Source organism: Pseudodesulfovibrio karagichevae, assembly GCF_041414475.1.
Taxonomy (GTDB): domain Bacteria; phylum Desulfobacterota; class Desulfovibrionia; order Desulfovibrionales; family Desulfovibrionaceae; genus Pseudodesulfovibrio; species Pseudodesulfovibrio karagichevae.
The window spans coordinates 1-18,442 of sequence record NZ_JBGLYH010000067.1 but is presented as its reverse complement, the minus strand read 5'-3'; the positions used below and the strand labels follow the sequence as shown (position 1 = coordinate 18,442).

General features: G+C 65.2%; 18 protein-coding genes. 5 read left to right on the top strand and 13 right to left on the bottom strand.

The features are described from left to right. Positions 1-182 precede the first annotated feature (182 nt). From AB6M95_RS16820 to AB6M95_RS16760, 13 genes are all read right to left on the bottom strand, one after another. Positions 183-608 carry an arsenate reductase ArsC gene (locus AB6M95_RS16820; RefSeq protein WP_371387905.1) on the bottom strand — a complete coding sequence of 142 codons (426 nt, stop codon included), beginning with the start codon at positions 606-608 and terminating at the stop codon, positions 183-185. A 99-nt stretch (positions 609-707) separates the two neighbouring features. Continuing rightward, positions 708-2,288, bottom strand: a complete 1,581-nt coding sequence (locus tag AB6M95_RS16815) for a hydantoinase B/oxoprolinase family protein (protein ID WP_371387904.1) — start codon at positions 2,286-2,288, stop codon at positions 708-710. A 67-nt stretch (positions 2,289-2,355) separates the two neighbouring features. Further along, positions 2,356-3,144 carry a tRNA (adenosine(37)-N6)-threonylcarbamoyltransferase complex dimerization subunit type 1 TsaB gene (gene tsaB / locus AB6M95_RS16810; protein ID WP_371387903.1) on the bottom strand — a complete coding sequence of 263 codons (789 nt, stop codon included), beginning with the start codon at positions 3,142-3,144 and terminating at the stop codon, positions 2,356-2,358. Between the two features lie 8 nt (positions 3,145-3,152). After that, positions 3,153-4,211, bottom strand: coding sequence for an RIP metalloprotease RseP (gene rseP, locus AB6M95_RS16805; protein ID WP_371387902.1), 1,059 nt, complete (start codon positions 4,209-4,211; stop codon positions 3,153-3,155). A 73-nt stretch (positions 4,212-4,284) separates the two neighbouring features. After that, positions 4,285-5,487 (bottom strand): 1-deoxy-D-xylulose-5-phosphate reductoisomerase, encoded by a 1,203-nt coding sequence (dxr, locus tag AB6M95_RS16800; RefSeq protein ID WP_371387901.1) that lies wholly within the window; start codon positions 5,485-5,487, stop codon positions 4,285-4,287. A 12-nt stretch (positions 5,488-5,499) separates the two neighbouring features. After that, on the bottom strand, positions 5,500-6,309 hold the full coding sequence (locus tag AB6M95_RS16795; RefSeq protein WP_371387900.1) for a phosphatidate cytidylyltransferase: 810 nt from the start codon (positions 6,307-6,309) through the stop codon (positions 5,500-5,502). Between the two features lie 110 nt (positions 6,310-6,419). Next, positions 6,420-7,127, bottom strand: coding sequence for a polyprenyl diphosphate synthase (gene uppS, locus AB6M95_RS16790; protein ID WP_371387906.1), 708 nt, complete (start codon positions 7,125-7,127; stop codon positions 6,420-6,422). Positions 7,128-7,144: 17 nt separating this feature from the next. Continuing rightward, a complete protein-coding gene (gene frr, locus AB6M95_RS16785) occupies positions 7,145-7,699 on the bottom strand; it encodes a ribosome recycling factor (RefSeq protein WP_371387899.1) in 555 nt (184 codons plus the stop codon). Position 7,700: 1 nt separating this feature from the next. Continuing rightward, on the bottom strand, positions 7,701-8,420 hold the full coding sequence (gene pyrH, locus AB6M95_RS16780) for a UMP kinase (RefSeq protein WP_371387898.1): 720 nt from the start codon (positions 8,418-8,420) through the stop codon (positions 7,701-7,703). A gap of 115 nt (positions 8,421-8,535) precedes the next feature. Then, positions 8,536-9,345 carry a translation elongation factor Ts gene (tsf, locus tag AB6M95_RS16775; protein WP_371387897.1) on the bottom strand — a complete coding sequence of 270 codons (810 nt, stop codon included), beginning with the start codon at positions 9,343-9,345 and terminating at the stop codon, positions 8,536-8,538. 6 nt (positions 9,346-9,351) lie between these two features. Further along, complete coding sequence (gene rpsB, locus AB6M95_RS16770) at positions 9,352-10,155, bottom strand: 30S ribosomal protein S2 (protein WP_371387896.1); 804 nt, start codon at positions 10,153-10,155, stop codon at positions 9,352-9,354. Positions 10,156-10,334: 179 nt separating this feature from the next. After that, complete coding sequence (locus tag AB6M95_RS16765; RefSeq protein WP_371387895.1) at positions 10,335-11,447, bottom strand: SPL family radical SAM protein; 1,113 nt, start codon at positions 11,445-11,447, stop codon at positions 10,335-10,337. Then, positions 11,440-12,402 (bottom strand): ParB/RepB/Spo0J family partition protein, encoded by a 963-nt coding sequence (locus tag AB6M95_RS16760; RefSeq protein WP_371387894.1) that lies wholly within the window; start codon positions 12,400-12,402, stop codon positions 11,440-11,442. Before AB6M95_RS16760 ends, AB6M95_RS16765 begins: the two co-directional genes overlap by 8 nt. Positions 12,403-12,666: 264 nt before the next feature. Between AB6M95_RS16760 and fusA the strand changes: the two genes are divergently transcribed. The 5 genes from fusA (at position 12,667) to AB6M95_RS16735 (ending at position 18,310) form a co-directional block, all read left to right on the top strand. After that, on the top strand, positions 12,667-14,727 hold the full coding sequence (fusA, locus tag AB6M95_RS16755) for an elongation factor G (RefSeq protein ID WP_371387893.1): 2,061 nt from the start codon (positions 12,667-12,669) through the stop codon (positions 14,725-14,727). Between the two features lie 117 nt (positions 14,728-14,844). Beyond that, a complete protein-coding gene (locus AB6M95_RS16750) occupies positions 14,845-15,567 on the top strand; it encodes a lysophospholipid acyltransferase family protein (protein ID WP_371387892.1) in 723 nt (240 codons plus the stop codon). A 4-nt stretch (positions 15,568-15,571) separates the two neighbouring features. Beyond that, positions 15,572-17,227 (top strand): ribonuclease J, encoded by a 1,656-nt coding sequence (locus tag AB6M95_RS16745; RefSeq protein ID WP_371387891.1) that lies wholly within the window; start codon positions 15,572-15,574, stop codon positions 17,225-17,227. A gap of 79 nt (positions 17,228-17,306) precedes the next feature. Next, positions 17,307-17,777 (top strand): outer membrane protein assembly factor BamD, encoded by a 471-nt coding sequence (locus tag AB6M95_RS16740; RefSeq protein WP_371387890.1) that lies wholly within the window; start codon positions 17,307-17,309, stop codon positions 17,775-17,777. Between the two features lie 65 nt (positions 17,778-17,842). Further along, positions 17,843-18,310, top strand: a complete 468-nt coding sequence (locus tag AB6M95_RS16735) for a hypothetical protein (RefSeq protein WP_371387889.1) — start codon at positions 17,843-17,845, stop codon at positions 18,308-18,310. Positions 18,311-18,442: the final 132 nt, after the last annotated feature.

Genomic DNA, 18,442 nt, shown 5'->3' with positions numbered 1-18,442 from the left:
GGCGTCCTGCCCGCCACCGGTTCCGGGGGCCTGATCAGGCCCCCGGAACCGGTGGACGAACAATAAAAGTGTTACCCATGTACCCGGGCAGAACTGTTACCCATGTTTCCGGTTGCACAGGGAAACCCTTTCCAAAGGGTTCCCCTCTCCCCTTCCCCCGGCCGCCGGAGGCATCTCCCTCCCTAAAAATCGTGCAGAAAGCGGATGACCTGGGTGCGGATGTCGTCGCGGATGGCGCGGGCGGCGGCGAGTTGTTCCTCCAGCGAGCCGGTGACGTATTCGGGATCGGGGAAGGCCCAGTTGAGGCGTGTGGTTTCGGCGGGCAGGGGCGGCAGGTCCTTGAGCACGTCCGGGCCGGAGGTGGTGATCAGGTAGTGGTAGGGCTGGTGTTCGCGCAGCAGGTCGCGGACGTCGCTGGCCGTCTTGTCGCGGAGGTCGAAGTTCTCCTCGCGCATGACTTCGGTGACCAGGGGATCCACGGCGGTGGGCACGGTCCCGGCGCTGTGGGCCTCGAACCGGTCCTGGCCGAAGCGTTGCAGAAAGGCCTCGGCGATCTGGCTGCGTCCGCTGTTGTGTCGGCAGACGAAAAGTACGCGTATGCGGTCCATGGGAACAACTCCTTATGGGAACTGCTCTATCGCCGACAGGTTACAGCCGTAGGGCGTTCACATGGCCGGAGTGTATCAACTCTCCGGTAACGGGAGGCGTCAGTCGGTTTCGGGTTCGCCGAATCCGCCGCCGCCGGGCGTTTCGATGCGCACGCGGTCCCCGGCCCGCAGGGCGCGGTGGAACTTGCCGGGCTCGGGGTGGGGGGCGCCGTTTTCGCTGACCACGTTGCGGCCGGGCGAACCGGGCAGGCCGCCGCTCACGCCGAAGGGCGCGCGGGTGCGGCGCTCGGACAGGACCGTGACCTCGGCATCGGCCAGCAGTTCGATCTCGCGCACCAGGCCGTCCCCGCCCTTGTGGTCGCCTTGGCCGCCCGTGCCGCGCAGGATGGCGTATTCGCGTACGCGGAAGGGGTAGGCGTATTCCAGGGCCTCCACCGGGGTGTTCAGGGTATTGGTCATGTGCGAGTGCACGGCGGATTCGCCGTCGTGGGCAGGGCCCGCGCCCATGCCGCCCGCCAGGGTCTCGTAGTAGGCGAAGGGGCCCTTGGCGGTCCGCCCGCCGATGGTCAGGTTGTTCATGGTCCCCTGGGAGGCGGCGGGCATGGACTCGGGCAGGGCCTTGGCCAGCGCGCCGAGGAGCACGTCCACCAGCCGCTGGGAGGTCTCCACGTTGCCCCCGGCCACGGCGGCCGGAAACTCGGCGTCCACCACCGAGCCGGGCCGGGTGGTCACGGTCAGGGGGCGCAGGCAGCCCGCGTTGGCCGGGATGTCGCGGGCGGCCAGAGCGCGGAACACGTAGAGCACGGCGGACAGGGTGATGGCCCGGACCGCGTTGACGCTGCCGCGCACCTGGCCGTCGCTTTTGGAAAAATCGAGATGGGCGCGGTCGCCGGAGACGGTCATGGCCAGGCGGATGGCGACATCCTTGGCCCCCTGGCCGTCGTCCTCCAGGAAATCCTCGAATTCGTATGTCCCGTCCGGGATGGCGGCCACGGCCTGCCGGGTGATGCGCTCGGAGTAATCCATGAGCGCGCGGGCGTAGTGGGCGCAGGTGTTCAGGCCGTACTTGCCGATGCATTCGGCCATGCGCCGGACCCCGGTGACGTTGGCCATGAACTGGGCCGAGAAGTCGCCCTCGCGCTCCGCCGGGGTGCGCACGTTGTTCAGGATCAGGCGCATGAGCTCCCGGTCCACCTCGCCGCCGCGCACGATGCGCACGGGCGGGATGATCAGCCCTTCCTGGAACAGGGAGGTGGACAGGGGCATGGACCCGGAGGCCATGCCGCCCACGTCGGCGTGGTGGGCGCGGTTGGCCACGAAGAAGGCCGGTTTGTCGGCCCCTTTGGCGAAGACCGGGGCCACGATGGTGATGTCCGGCAGGTGGGTGCCGCCCTTGAACGGGTCGTTGAGCATGGCCATGTCGCCCGGTTCGAAGCCGCCGCGCTCGTCCATGGCCGCCATGGCGGACTTGACCGACAGGGGCATGGACCCGAGGTGCACCGGGATGTGCGCGGCCTGGGCGATCATGTCGCCGTCGGCGTCGAAGACAGCGCAGGACAGGTCGCGGCGCTCCTTGATGTTCGGCGAGAACGCGGTGTGCGTCAGGGTTACGCCCATCTCCTCGGCGATGGAGGAGAAGCGGTTCTTGAAGACTTCGAGGAGGACGGGATTGGTCTGCATGCCCGAATCTACCCGCAAGGAGGGCCGTCTGGCAACCTTGGGGGCTTTCGGGCAGGGCGTCGGGGGGCTAGGCCCGGCTCAGGGCTTCGAGCTTCCTGCGGGCCTCGTCCGGGTCCAGGCCGCGCTTGGCCGCGATCTGGGCCAGGTTGGCCTCGGCGTCGGACGGGCGCACGTAGATGGGCTCGATGGAGTCATTGGAGAACGCGGCCCGGTGGGCGGCTGCCAGGAGCTGCTCGGGCGCGGGGTTGTCGAAGGCGGCGTCGAGCGGGACGTAGCCGGGATTGGCGTCGAACAGGTCCGCGAAGAAGTCCGGGTTCTTGCGCAGGCCGCTGCCCATGAGGTGCGCCTCGGGGCCGCTGTCGGCCATGCGCTGCCTGGCCTGTTCCAGGGACAGGGAGTCCAGGGGGGCGATCTCGGTGAGGTCCGGGCAGCGGAAGGACTGCAGGTAGACCAGGCCGCGCCGGGCGTAGGTCAGGACGTGGAGCGGGCCGCTCAGGAGCGGGCCGGGCCCGGAGGCCAGCAGGGGCAGGTATTCCAGCCCGGCCAGAGTCAGGCCGAGTCCGGCGGCCACGCCTTCAGCGGCGGCCAGGACCAGGCGCAGGCCCGTGAAGCTGCCCGGGCCGCGCACGCAGGCGATGCGCCCGAGCGTCGAGGTGTCCAGGCCGAATTCGTCGAGCACGGATTGCAGGCCCGGCATGAGGAAGCGCACGGACTGGCCGGGCACGGTCCACTGGCGGGAAGCGAGCAGGGTCGTTCCGTCCGGGCCGGGCTGGCCCAGGACGAGCTGGAGTCGTTCCTCCGGGCCGGACAGGACCAAGGTCAGGTCGTGCGGGGGCGTGGTCTTGGGCATGGCCATGGGGTCGCCTAGCCGAGCAGCCTGCGCACGTCGTTGAAGATGGCCAGGCTCATGAGCAGGAGCAGGATGAGCAGGCCCACGCGCATGGACATGGCCTTCCAGCGTTCGTTGAGAGGCTTGCGGAAGACGATCTCCAGGGCGAAGAAGAGGATGTGCCCGCCGTCCAGCACCGGGATGGGCAGCAGGTTGATGATCGCCAGGTTGATGGAGATCAGCGCCATCATGCCGAGCAGGGCGTAGAGGCCGTTCTGGGCGGATTCGTGGACCATCTGGGCGAGCATGATCGGGCCGCCCACGGACTCCACCGGGATGAGCCGCTCGATGATGGACAGGAATCCCTTGACCACCACTTCGGACATGCCCCAGGTGTGCGACAGGGCGGGCATGACGCCGATGCCCTTTATAGGTTCGTAGCGCACCTTGCCCGCCTGGTTGATGCCGACCATGGGCACGGTGACGTCTTCGCCGAACAGGTTCTTGAAGGTGTTGACGTGGGGGGTGACGGTCAGGGTCAGCTTGTTGCCGGACCGGTCCACGACCACCTGGAGGGGCTTGCCCTCGGCGGCGCGGATGGTGTCGACCATCTGGGTCCAGGAGTCCACGGGCACGCCGTCTATGGCCGTGACCATGTCGCCCTTGACGAACCCGGCCGCGGCTGCGGGGGAGTCGGGCAGGACCCCGCCCACCAGGGGCAGGATCACGGCCTGGCCCTGGGCCAGGGCCAGGAACCAGTAGATCAGGAAGGCCAGTAGGAAGTTGAAGAACGGGCCGGCGGCCACCACGCAGAGGCGCTGCCAGGCCGGACGGTGTGAGAAGAGCTTGTCGTCCGGAAAGTCCGTCTCCTCCTCGCCCTGTTCGCCCGCCAGCGCCACGTAGCCGCCCAGCGGGACCATGGAGATCTTGTAGTCGGTCTTCCCCGAGGTGAAGCCGACCAGCTTGGGTCCGAAGCCCAGCGAGAAGGCCTTGACCCCCATGCCGAAGATACGGGCCACGACAAAATGCCCCAGTTCATGGAAAAATATAAGTCCGCCCAGGACCAGGACAATGGCGATGGTGCTCGTGATCATGCATTCCTCGTGGCGCCGCGTTGGTGAAAAAAGCGTGCGGCTCGGATAACTATAACCATTTTCGGCTGGTTGGCTAGAGGCGCGCCCTTGTTTCCCGCCGGACTTCGTCGTCCAGGGCCAGGACCGCCTCGGGCGTGGATACGTCGACAGGGACGTGGCGGTCAAGCCCGGTCTCGATCATGGCCGGGATGTCGGTGAAGCCGATGCGCTCCTTGAGGAAGGCGTCCACGGCGATTTCGTTGACCGCGTTGAGCGCGATGGGGTGGCTCGGCCCGGCGTCGAAGGCCTCGCGGGCCAGGCGCAGGCAGGGGAAGGCGTCCAGGTCCGGCTCTTCGAAGGTCAGGGTGCCCACTGTGGCCAGGTTGAGCCGGGGCACGTCCACGGTGACCCGCTCGGGGTAGCACAGGCAGTGGGCGATGGGCACCTGCATGTCCGGGTTGCCCAGGTGGGCCAGTTGGGAGCCGTCCACGTACTCCACCAGGGAGTGGACGATGGACTGGGGGTGGACGACCACGTCGACCATGTCCGGCGGCAGGCCGTACAAGTGGCAGGCCTCGATCAATTCGAGGCCCTTGTTCATCAGGGTGGCCGAGTCGATGGAAATTTTCGCGCCCATGCTCCAGTTGGGATGGGCCAGGGCCTGCTCACGGGTGACAGTCTCGAGGAACGCCCGGTCCCTGCCCCGGAACGGGCCCCCCGAGGCGGTCAGGATGAGGCGCTTGAGCTCGTCGTCCGAGCCGTGTCCGGCCAGCCCCTGGAACAGGGCGTTGTGCTCGGAGTCCACGGGCAGGATCACGGCCCCGGACGCCTTGCAGGCCGCGCGGATGAGATGCCCGCCCAGGACCAGCGATTCCTTGTTGGCCAGGCCGATCATCTTGCCCGCTTCGGCCGCCGCCAGGGTCGGCTCGAACCCGGCGGCCCCCACGATGGACGAGAGGACCAGGTCCATGTCGTCCAGGGCGGCCAGGCGCACGTAGGCGTCGGGGCCGACGAACAGCTCCGTGGGGCAGCCGTCCTCCACATAGGCGAAGTATTCGCGGCGCGCCGCGTCGTCGAGCACGGCGGCGTACCTGGGCTTGAAGCGATTGCACAGCCGGGCGAGTTTTTGGCCGTTGCGGCCGCCCGCCAGGGCCGTGACCGTGAACCGCTCCGGGTGCTTGGCCACCACCTTCAGGGCCGAGTCGCCGATGGAGCCGGTGGCCCCGAGGATGGCGAGCCTGCGCGGAAAGGGCGGGCACTCGACCGATGCCGGCCAGGCGGAAATGTAGGTTTTCATTGACGGCCCGGCCTAGGGGAAGAAGGGCTGGATCATGGCGATCAGCCCATAGGTGGGTATGACCATGAGCAGGCTGTCCACGCGGTCGAGCAGGCCGCCGTGGCCGGGCAGGATGGTCCCGGAGTCCTTGATGTCCAGGGAGCGCTTGAGCGCGGACTCGAAGAAGTCGCCCAGCTGGGCGGCCACGTTCAGGGCCATGCCGAGGAGCATCCACTTCCACCAGGCGACCTCGGGCAGGCCGAGGAAGAGCCCCCAGGCCATGGTGCCCGCAGTGCAGACGGCCATGCCGCCCAGCGACCCGGCCCAGGACTTCTTGGGGCTGATGCGCGGCCAGATCTTCTTCTTGCCGAACAGGGACCCGGCGTAGAAGGCGGCGGTGTCCGAGAGCACGGCCGCGCCCAGGACGAGCAGGATTTCCAGCCGGTCGAAATACAGGAAGAAATGAAAATTCAGCGGGATGTAGAACAGCCCGGCCAGGAAGATGGCCGCGTGCCGGTAGGAGGCGGCCACGTCCTTGTTGTAGCGCAGCAGGAAGACCATGGACGAGGCCCAGAAGGCCAGGGCCAGGATGACCGCCGGATAGCGGGCGTCCCCGGTGGTGTAGGCCCCCATGAGCAGGAAGGTGCAGGCCGCGCCCAGCGATTTGAAGGCGGTCATGGACTGCACGGGCCGGAACATGGAGTAGAATTCCCACAGGGTCAGGACGCTGAACAGGGCGAGAACCGCGAACAGGACCCATCCCTGGAAGATGAGGGCCAGGGCGGGGAGCATGGCCAGGACGGCGCTGGTGGCGATTCGTTGCTTGTGCGGGGAGATATCCATGGATGATTTCAGCGGTTAATGGTGATTTCGCATTGGGTGCGAATCCGTTTTCTCTACGCTATTTGACGGCAGGGGGCAACACGCCGGGCCGCCGAATGGACGCGGGCGGTTCATTCGCCGTCCAGCTGGTCGCCGGTCCTGCCGAAGCGGCGCTGGCGGCCGTTCAGGTCCTCGATGGCCTTTTCCAGTTCCGCCGGGGTGAAGTCCGGCCAGTAGATGTCCGTGAAGTAGAACTCGGCATAGGCGGACTGGAACAGCAGGTAGTTGGACAGCCGCAGCTCCCCGCTGGTGCGGATGACCAGGTCCGGGTCGGGCTGGCCCGCCGTCCACAGCTCGTTCGCGAAGGATTCTTCGGTGATGTCCTCCGGGGAAACGCCCTGGGCCGCGAGCGCCCGGGCCGCGCGGAGGATCTCCTCCCGGCCCGAGTAGTTGAGGGCCAGGTTCAGGGTCATGTCCGTGCACTCGGCGGTCTGGCGCATGACGTGCCTGAGCACCTGGCGGACGGCCAGGGGCATGTCGCCGATGTCGCCCAGGACCTTGAGGCGGATGCCCTGTTCCCTGAGGCTCTTCTCCTCCCGCTTGAGGAAGGTGGTCAGCAGGTCGAACAGGGTCCGGACCTCGTCCTTGGGGCGCGACCAGTTCTCCTTGGAGAAGGTGTACAGGGTGAGGTGGCGCACACCGAGCTCGCGGCAGCGGGTGACGACGGCGCGGGCCGCCTCGGTCCCGGCCCGATGGCCGTCGGATCGCTGCAGCCCGCGCTGTTTCGCCCACCGGCCGTTGCCATCCATGATGATGGCTATGTGGGTGGGAATATGCATGGTGCTCAAGGGTGGTCCTAGATTTCCAGAATCTCTTTTTCCTTGGCGGCCATGACCTCGTCGGCCTTCTTGACATAGTCGTCGGTCATCTTCTGGACGTCGCCTTCGCTGCGGCGCAGGTCGTCCTCGGAGATGTCCTTGTCCTTTTCCATCTTCTTGAGCGCGTCGTTCATGTCGCGGCGCACGTTGCGGATGGCGATCTTGGCGTCCTCGGTGTATTTCTTGGCCACCTTGACCAGCTCCTTGCGGCGCTCCTCGGTCAGGGGCGGGATGACGATGCGGATGATCTTGCCGTCGTTGACCGGGTTCAGGCCCAGGTCGGACGTCTGGATGGCCTTTTCGACCGCCCCGAACGCGCCCTTGTCCCAGGGCTGGATGGTGATGGTCTTGGAGTCGGGCACGGACACGGAGGAGAGCTGGCTGATGGGCGTGGGCGTGCCGTAGTAGTCCACCATGAGGGTGTCCACCAGGGCGGTGGTGGCGCGGCCCGTGCGCAGTTTGCCGAAGTCCTTGTCCAGGGCGCTGATGGCGCCGGCCATTCTCTTCTTGCCGTCGTCGAGTACGGTTTTCATATTAGTCTCCTTGAACAGTCGTTCCGATGGTTTCACCGTTGGCGGCCCTGCGGATGTTGCCTTCCTTGTACAGATTGAAGACGATGATCGGCAGGTTGTTGTCCCGGGCCATGGAGATGGCCGTGGAGTCCATGACGCCGAGCCGCTTTTCCAGGGTTTCCATGTACGAGACGGTCTCGTACTTGACCGCGTCCGGGAATTTGACGGGGTCCTTGTCGTACACGCCGTCGACCTTGGTGGCCTTGAAGATGGCGTCGCACTTGAGCTCGAGCGCGCGCAGGGCTGCGGCCGAGTCCGTGGTGAAGTATGGGTTGCCGGTGCCGGCGGCGCAGATGACCACGCGGCCCTTGTCCATGTGCCGCAGGGCGCGGCGGCGGATGTACGGCTCGGCCACGTCGGCCATGGACAGGGCGGTCATGACCCGGGTGTCGCAGCCGTTCTTTTCGAGCGCGTCCTGGACGGCCAGGGCGTTCATGACCGTGGCCAGCATGCCCATGTAGTCGCCCTGGGCGCGGTCCATGCCCTTGGCCGAGGCGGCCATGCCGCGAAAGATGTTGCCGCCGCCGATGACGAGCGCCATCTGCAGGCCGGTGGCGGCCACTTCGGCGATCTCCTTGGCGAACTGCCCGATGGCTTCGGGCTCGATGCCGAACTGCTGGTCCCCGGCCAGGGCCTCGCCGCTCAGTTTGAGTAGAATCCGCGAATAACGCGTCTTGGTCATTGGTACCCCTGCGTGTAAGAAAGGTTGCGAAACGATCTCGCCCAAAGGCGATAGCATGTTTTTCAGACAAAAAAAACGGGCCGTAAGGCCCGTTTTCATTTTTTCGGCTGTTCGGTTACTCGGCCTTTTCACCGAGCGCCAAGCGGTGGAAGCTGGCCACGGTGCCGCCTTTCAGGATCTGCTTGATGGTCTGCTTGTCGTCCTTGATGAAGGCCTGTTCGATCAGGCAGACGTCCTTGTAGAACTTGTTCAGGCGACCCACGACGATCTTCTCGGCGATGGCTTCGGGCTTGCCCTCGTCCATGGCCTGCTTGATATACAGGGCCTTTTCCTTCTCCAGGGTCTCGGCGGGCAGCTCCTCGGGGGAGATGCAGGCCGGGTTCATGGCGGCCACGTGCATGGCCACGTCCTTGGCGACCTCGGCGTCGTCGGTGCCCTTGAGCTCGACGATGACGCCGAGCTTGTTGTTGGAGTGGATGTACACGCCCAGCACGCCGTCGGTGGTGACCTTGGCGAAGCGGCCCACGCCCATGTTCTCGCCCAGCTTGGCGATCAGGTCGGTGACGTCGGCCACCTCGGCGGGCAGATCTTCGGCGGTGCCGGAGGTCACGTCCAGACCGGCGATCTTCTCGGAGAGCGCGTTGGCGAAGGCGACGAAGTCGTCGCCCTTGGCGACGAAGTCGGTCTCGCAGAGCAGCTCGGCGATGACGGCGGTCTTGCCGTCCTCGGAGACGTACGGGGTGACCAGACCTTCGGAGGTGGCGCGTCCGGCCTTCTTGGCGGCCTTGGACAAGCCCTTCTCGCGAAGGTACATGACGGCCTTTTCCTCGTCTCCGGCGGACTCGGCCAGGGCCTTTTTGCAATCCATCATGCCCGCGCCGGTTTTCTCGCGCAGGGCCTTAACTTGTGCGGCAGTGATCGACATTATTCTCTACTCCTCGGAAGCGGCTTCGGCGGGAGCCTCGGCCTTCTCTTCGGTTTCGGTTTCCGCGACAGGGGCGGCTTCGGCGGCAGCCTTGGCTTCGACCTTGGCGTTGGCCGCGTAGTCCTTCTGCATGGCGGCGCCTTCGAGGCAGGCGTCGGCCATGTGGGTGGCGAACAGCTTGATGGCGCGGATGGCGTCATCGTTGCCCGGGATGATGTAGTCGACCATGTCCGGGTCGCAGTTGGAGTCGACCACGGCCACGACCGGGATGCCGAGCTTGCGGCATTCCTGGATGGCGATCTGCTCGCGCTTGGGATCGATGACGAAAGCGGCGCGCGGGGCGTCGTTCATGTCCTTGATGCCGCCCAGAGCCAGGTTCAGCTTCTTGACCTCGCGGTTCATGCCCACGGCTTCCTTCTTGGTGTAGCGGGAGATGGAACCGTCCTCGAACATCTGCTCGAGGGTCTTGAGGCGGTCGATGGACTTCTTGATGGTCTGGAAGTTGGTCAGGGTGCCGCCCATCCAGCGATGGGTGACGAAGAACATGCCGGCGCGCTCGGCCTCGGCCTTGACGGACTCCTGGGCCTGGCGCTTGGTGCCGATGAACAGCACCTTGCCGCCCTTGGCCACGGTGTCGACGATGAAGTCATGGGCGGTGGCAAACATCTTGACGGTCTGCTGCAGGTCCATGATGTGGATGCCGTTGCGGGCGCCGAAGATGTAGGGGCGCATTTTGGGGTTCCAACGGCGGGTCTGGTGGCCGAAGTGGACGCCGGTCTCCAGCATCTGCTTCATAGTAACGTAAGCCATGATAATCTCCTGGGTTTTTCGTCCATCCCGCGGTCCAATAAGGAGCCCGTGCCATCACGGGCCACCCGGAGTTATGGGCGGGATGTGTGAATTTAAAGTCGGGGGTACTTAACGCATGAACGTGGGCTTGGCAAGGGGGAAATTGCGGTTTATCCCGGTTTGCAACCTTTTCCGGGCCGTTATTTTTCGCCGAACGCCCGCCCCATCAGCCGCTTGCCCAGCCCGCCGAAGTCCTTGGGCGCGTAGCCGAAGACCTCGTTCCAGACCTCGGTGGACTCCATGCAGAAGTAGAGTTGCTCCTCCATGCCGTGGGCGCGCAGCCGGTCGACCATGAACTGGAACTGCTCCACGCGCAGGGGACGGAGCAGGCGGGCCTTGCCGTCCAGGCCGGGGATGAATTCATTATATATGTACGTGGTCTCCGGAAACTTGTCCTCGATGATCGGGGTCAGCTGGGGCATGCAGCGGAAGGAGCCCAGCGACATGTAGGCGATCTGCTCCGGCTTCACATAGTCGAAGATGCGGTCGATGATCTCGCCGTAGCCTTCGCGCCAGCCGTCGAAACGGATGATCGGGTCGAAGTGCAGGCAGACCCTGAAGCCCGCCTCGGCGCAGGTCCGGGCCGCCTCCAGCCGCTGCGTCAGCGTGGATACGCCGAACTCCTCGTGCTCGTTGATGAACGGGGCGTTCAGGGACCAGGCGGGCAGGACGCGGTCCGTGCGCGTGGTCCCGTCCATCCAGGACAGGTCCACCACCTTGGACTTCAGCTCCAGAACCACGTTGTCGTAGTCCTCCAGGAAATGGACCAGGTCGCGGCTGTAGCCGGTCAGGTGCTCCAGGGCCAGGGAGTCGGTGAACTCGCCGGTGCCTACCCGGTAGCGGGTGTCGCGGTCCGCGCCGAAGCCGTCGGCCAGCTCGCGGAACAGGTCGTCCTGGTTGGCCCAGACCTTGAGCACCCGGTCCTGGAAATAGGCCTGGAGGATGCAGTAGGAGCAGGCCATGGGGCAGTTCTCGCCGATGTGGATGATCCTGTAGCCGCAGCAGTGGTAGGCGCGGGTGCCGGGACAGAAGCGCAGGAAGCGCCCCTTGTACTCCTTGAGGTACACGGCCTGGGTGTCGCCCTGGTCGAAGACCACGCGGTCCTGGTCGGGCGGGATCACGGTCCACGGGATGTCCGCCCGGCCGCCCTCGGCCAGCCGCTCGCGGACCCGGCGGGCGATGGGCGTGCCGGTCATGGACTCGTCCACGAACACCTGGCCGATCTTGCGCAGATGGCTGGGCAGGCTAGTCATTGTCGCCGCCCGGATGGAACACGGTTTTCCAGGCCGGGTTGTCGGCCATTCGTTGCAATTCCTCCACGGCCCGGGCGAGATGGTCCGGGTCCTTGACCCGCACGGACAGCTCGGCCCCGTCGGTCTCGAAATTGTCGGGCTGGGCCAGCTTCCAGGCCGTGCCGCCGGTGACGGTCCGGGCCGCCGCCTCGAAACGTTCGCGCAGCCGGGACAGCTCGGGGTGGCGGACCTGGCGGGCCGCGGCGCACAGCCGGGCGATGGCGTCCTTGGGCGACAGCCCCTGGTCGAGGAGGGCGGGCATGCCGGCCCTGTCCATGACCTCGGCAACGGGGCACCCGGCCATGCGGGCGGCCTCGTACAGCCAGGTCAGGACGTTGACCGCGTTGGAGCGGGACCAGGTCATGCCCGCGAACAGCGGCATGACCGCATCGCGGTCGGCATCGTTCATACGGGCCAGGACCATTCCGGAGGCCAGCGGAAGGGTGCCGCTCCCGAGGAGCTCCCGCCACGCTTCGGGCAGGGAGAGCCAGTCCAGGAGCAGGCGGGCGTCCTTGGACTTGGCCCTGACCCCGAGCCGGGGCAGGATGTCCTGTTCCAGGTCCGCTCTGTCCAGGAGCGGGGCGAAGTATTGCACGGCCTTGAAGCGCATGGCGTCGTCGAGCTGCCGGTGGGCGTTGTCCGCCAGATAGAGCAGGCCCAGCGAGACGTCGTCCGCGCCCTCGACCATGCGCGCCAGCACGGGGCGGTCCAGTTCCGCCAGGATGGCCAGCCGGGCGCCGCCCGCGGCCAGGGTCGGCCCCTCGGTTCCGTTGTACACCAGGACCGGGGCGGACTGGCCGAATTCCGCGATGGAATCTTTCAACGATTCCGAAATACTGCCCGACCAGAAAAGGTGGCCGCCCCCGGTATGGATGGCCTTGGTCGAGGACATGAAAATCTCGCTTGTGAGCTGCAATGCGGACTCCTGGAAGTTTCTCTCAATGTCGCGACAACGGATTGATATTGTTTGCGAAAGAGGGTATTTTATGAAGAAGCTCGTAGAAAAATAACGTTATTTCAAGTGGTTGGAATAAAGTTGGAGAGCTGGCAACACTTGACATTCTCGCGTTGGTCTTCCTATAGGACTAAACCCGTAAAAAACCAAGTGCTGTGCTTTTCGCGGGGCGAAAGCGGCTCCGCGACACCGATAAGGACAACCAGAAACGATGTGGAGTGAAGTATGCCTGACCTCAAGACCCAAAGAACGTATGCACTCGTCGGTCACGGCGGTAGCGGCAAAACCACCGTCGCCGAGATGCTGCTTTTCAACTCGGGAGTTGTAAACCGCCTCGGCAAAGTCGAAGAGGGGAACACCGTCCTCGACTTCGAGCCCGAGGAAATCAAGCGTCGCGGTTCGATTCAGCCCGGTTTCGCCAGCTTCAAGTGGAACAAGAACGACCACTTTCTCATCGACACCCCCGGTGACTCCAACTTCGCGGGTGATCTTTCCTACTCCCTGACCGCCGCCGACGGCGTGGTCATGGTCATCGACGCCGTGGACGGCGTCAAGCCGCTGACCCGCAAGGTCTGGGCCCTGGTCCAGGAGATGGGGCTTCCCTCCATGATCGTCATCAACAAGATGGACCGCGACCGGGCCGATTTCGACATGGCCTTCAACGGCATCCACGATGCCCTGGGCGCGCGTCCGGCACTGCTTTACTATCCCATCGGCTCCAAGGAGAATTTCAAGGGCGTGGTGGACATGCTGTCCGGCAAGGCCCTGATGTTCGGCGCGGACGGCGCGGTCACCGAGGGCGAGATCCCCGGCGACATCGCCGACGAGGTCGAGACCATCCGCGAGACCATGATCGAGAACATCGCCGAATCCGACGAAGACCTCATGGAGAAATATTTCGAGGAAGGCGAACTGGCCCCCGAGGACATCACCAAGGGCCTCCAGGCGGGCGTCGCCTCCGGCGAGCTCGTCCCGGTGGTCGTCTGCTCCGCCCTGAACTGCCAGGGCGGCCAGATGATCCTCGACACCGTGCAGAACCTGCTCCCTGGCCCCCTGGTCCACAAGCCGTGGCTGGGCGAGGACGGTTCCGAACTGGCCAGTTCCCCGGACGAGCCCCTGGCCTGCTTCGTCTTCAAGACCCAGGCCGACCCGTTCGCGGGCCAGCTGACCGTGGTCCGCGTCCTGGCGGGCCAGCTCTCTCCCGACTCCCAGCTGGTCAACACCGACAACGGCGAGAAGGAACGCGTGGGCCAGCTCCTGCTCATGACCGGCAAGGAACAGACCCCGGTCAAGACCCCCATGGGTCCGGGCGCCATCGTCACCCTGGCCAAGCTCAAGAACACCCACACCGGCGACACCCTGGTGGAAAAGGGCGAGTTCAAGCTGGCCAAGCCCGCCCTGGCCCCGCAGCTGATCACCTTCGCCCTGGCCCCCGAGGAAAAGGGAGACGAGGACAAGGTCTACGCCGCCGTGGCCAAGCTGCTCGAGGAGGACATCACCCTGACGCTCGGCCGCGACGAGGAGTCCGCCGACATCCTGCTCTCGGGTATGGGCCAGAACCACATCGAAATCTCGGTCGAGAAGGCCAAGCGCCGCTACAAGACCGCCATCCTGCTCAAGACCCCCAAGGTCCCGTACCGCGAGACCTTCAAGACCGGCGCCCGCGAAATCCAGGGCCGCCACAAGAAGCAGTCCGGCGGACGCGGCCAGTTCGGCGACTGCTGGATCCACGTCGCCCCCAGGGCGTCCGGCGAAGGCTACGAGTTCGTGGACCAGATCGTGGGCGGCTCCATCCCCCGCCAGTTCATCCCGGCGGTGGACAAGGGCGTCCAGGAGACCGCCGCGCGCGGCGTGCTTGCCGGATACCCGGTCATTGACTTCCAGGTGACCCTGTACGACGGCAGCTACCACAACGTGGACTCCTCGGAAATGGCCTTCAAGGTGGCCGGTTCCCTGGCCTTCAAGAAGGCCTGCGAAAAGGCCAAGATGGCCCTGCTCGAACCGATCATGCTGGTCACCGTGGCCGTGCCCGACTCGTTCATGGGCGACGTCATCGGCGACCTGTCGTCGCGGCGCGGCAAGGTGCTGGGTTCCGACTCCCAGGCAGGGATCACCGAGGTCAAGGCTCACGTGCCCATGGCCGAGATGCTGCGCTACGCCCCGGACCTCAACTCCATGACCGGCGGCCAGGGCACCTTCTTCATGGAGTTCGCCGCCTATGAGGAATGCCCGCCCCAGGAGACCGAAAAGGTCATCGCGGCCAACAAGAAGCACGACGCCGAGTAATCCGGCTCCAAAATCGAACAAAAAGGGCGACGGCTTGGACCGTCGCCTTTTTTTTGTCATTGTTTCATGCAGTCTTTTGGTTTACTTACAGGGGAGTTTGCTCAACAAGGACGGATCATGTTTCGACGACTGTTTTTCACCATACTGCTCGTACCGGTGACCATCTGGTACTCGCTGAAGATGCTCAGCGTGGACCCGGAGACGGCCACGCCCGAGGAATACGACCGCTGGGGGCTGGCCTGGGGGGCCGCCGCCGTGAAGCTTTCGGGCGTCAGGATCGAGGCGGACATGGGCGACGTGGACCCGAAAGGGCACTACGTGTTCATCGGCAACCACCAGTCCAATTTGGACATTCCCGTGCTCTTCTACCTGCTCAAGGGCAACCGCATCCGGTTCGTGGCCAAGAAGTCCCTGTTCGAGATTCCCATCTACGGCAAGGCGCTCGGCCACGCCGGGCACATCTGCATCGACCGGGGCAACCGGCGCGCGGCCATGCAGTCCCTGAACGAGGCCGTGGAGACCGCCAAGGCGGGCATCTCTCCGCTGATCTTCCCGGAGGGCACGCGCAACCTGGATCTGAGCAAACTCATGGATTTCAAGATCGGGGCCATGATCCTGGCGCTCAAGGCCGGGCTGCCCGTGGTCCCGTTCGTCATGACCAACACCGGGCGCGTCATGGGCAAGGGCGATTTCTTCATCGACAACCGGCCCGTGGTCCGGTTCAAGGCGCTGCCGGTCATCGACCCGGCGCAGTATTCCCTCAAGGAACGCGAACGGTTCAAGGACGACCTGTACGCCATGATGAACACGGCGTACCAGGAACTGCTGGCAAAGGGGTAGGGGCATGGTCGAAAAGTCCTTCACACTCTATCCGCTGGGCGGGCTCGGCGAGATCGGCATGAACTGCATGCTCTACCGGACCGACAGATCGTTGGTCATGGTCGACTGCGGCCTGATGTTCCCGGAGGACTACCATTTCGGCGTGGACGTGGTCATTCCCTGCTTCGATTTCGTCCTGCGCAACAAGAAGATGCTCAACGGCATCGTCCTGACCCACGGCCACGAGGACCACATCGGCGCGCTGCCCTGGCTGCTGCAGAACGTGGACGTGCCGGTCTACGGCTCGGAGTTCACCCTCGGCCTGGTGGAGAACAAGCTGCGCGAGCACGACCTGGACCGCTGGGCCGACCTGCGTCCCGTGCGTCCCTACGACCGGCTCCTGCTCGGCGACTTCCGCTTCAATTTCTTTCCGGTCTGCCACTCCATCATCGAGGGGTTCGGCCTGGGCATCGAGACCCCGGCGGGCCGGGTGGTGCATACCGGCGACTTCAAGATCGACCGCAACCCGCTGGGCGGCCACGCTACCGACCTGGCCGCGTTCCGCAAGTTCTCGGACGAGGGCGTGCGGTTGATGCTCTCGGACTCCACCAACGTGGGCAGCGAGGGGTTCGCCCTGACCGAGCGGGAGATCAAGGTCTCCCTGCGCGAGATTTTCAACACGGCTAAGGGGCGCATCCTGGTATCTCTCTTTTCCAGCCACATCCAGCGCATCCAGGAGATCTTCGACCTGGCCGACGCCGAAGGGCGCAAGGTGGCCGTCTCGGGCAAGTCCCTGCACCGCAACATCGAGCTGGCCCGGGATCAGGGCCACCTCAAGGTGCCCAAGGGCACGTTCATCGAACTGGACGCCCTGGAGCAATACGGCGACTCCCAGCTGGTCCTGCTGGTCACCGGCTCTCAGGGAGAGCCCCTGGCCGCCCTGTCGCGCATCGCCATGGGCGAGCACCGGCAGCTGTCCGTGCGGCCCGACGACCTGTTCATCCTCTCCTCGCGGTTCATCCCCGGCAACGTCAAGGCCATCAACCGGGTGATCAACAACCTCTATCGCCTCGGGGCCGAGGTCCTGTACGAGAAGATGCACGGCATCCACGCCTCGGGCCACGCCCATGCGGGCGAGTTGACCCTCATGCTCCAGACCGTGCGGCCCGAATATTTCATCCCCGTGCACGGCGAGTACCGCCACCTGGTCAAGCACCGGCGGCTGGCCGTGGACTGCGGCGTGGAGGACGAGAAATCCCTGGTCGTGGAGAACGGCCAGCCCGTGACCTTCCATGAGGACGGGGCCATCGAGCTGCCGCAGCGCATCGCGGCGGACAAGATCCTGGTGGATGGCAAGGGCGTGGGCGACGTGGGCCAATCCGTGCTCAAGGAACGCCAGCTCCTGGCGGGCGAGGGCATGGTCATCGTGGTTCTGGTGGTGGACGAGGCCTCGGGCGAAATCTCCATGGGCCCGGACATCATGAGCAAGGGGTTCGTCTTCGAGCAGCAGTACATGCATCTGCTCGACGACGCCAAGTGCATCGTCCTGGACGTGCACGAGAACATCCCGCCCGGCGATACGGCCAAGCTCAAGGAGCGCATCCGCTCGGCCCTGCGCCGGTTCTTTCGCAAGGTGCTGGGCCGCGACCCGGTGGTCGTGCCTTTGGTCATTTCCATTTAGAGGGGTGGACTTCATCCCGATGTTGGGCTAGATATTCCAATAAACCGAGAGAGATGCTTTTTTCGAGAGGATAACCGACATGAAACGAATTCTGCTTGCTGCGGCCATGACGGCCATGATTTCCCTGCTCGCCGCCTGCGGCGCACAGAAAAACGACCTCGATTCCGGATGGGCGATGGTCAAGCAGGGCGACTGCGCCGGAGCCCAGGTCTACCTGGACAACACCATCGCCCAGCCCGAGAGCGCCATGGACCTGGCCTACGCCTATTATCTCAAGGGCCAGTGCGCCGAGAAGGCCTCCGATTACGCGACCGCCTACGAAAACTTCTACGCGGCCAAGATCGTGGCCTGCTACGTGGTCAGCCACCAGACGCACGTCAACATGGATACCTACGCCCGCAGCGACTATTGCCAGCGGATCATCCCGGCCAAGCTCGAGGCCCTGTCGGCCAAGATCGACGACCCGGCCAAGGTCGAGCACATCGAGGGCAAGGTCAACGGCATCCTGCGGGCCGACTACCTCAAGCGATTCGACAAGCGTGTGAACTAGCATATCCGAACGCCCCGCCCTGCGGGGCGTTTTTCGTGGCGCATCCTGCAACCGGGGAGGGCGACATGGCGTTGGCGGACTACACGGCGAGCATCGACCACCTGCAAAAGGCGCTGGGCAAGGCGTATGCCGACGAGCCCTGGCTGCTGAACATGCCGGGCCGGTCCGTGGCCTGCAAGATCGACCACTACTACTACCTCGCGGTCATGCCCGGTTTTATCGAGACTCTCGCCTGCCTGGGCGGCATGTTCCCGGCCCAGGTCCGCGAAGCCCTGGTCAGGACCGGCAACCTCATCACCAGGGCCCCGGAACGCGACCCGCTCCTGCCCCTGACCGTCTCCTGGGGCGGCCGCTCCGTCACCCTGACCGGCGCGTTCGTCGACGCCGACTTCATCGACCGCGCCGTCAAGACCTACGGCGGATTCGGCGCCATCCTCAACGTCTCGGACCTCAAAATCTCCGCCGCCGACCGCGACCGCATCGAGGCGCTCTTCCAGGACAAAACCCCGCCCCAGACGCTGGCGTATTTTTAGCGCCTCCGGGCCTCCAGCCGTTGGCGAGTCTTCGAGCTTTACGGATGAGGACAGCAGCGATCGGCCGGGGGAAGGGGGAAAGGGAACCCTTTGAAAAGGGCTTCCCTTTCCCCCTTCCCCCGGACCCCCATC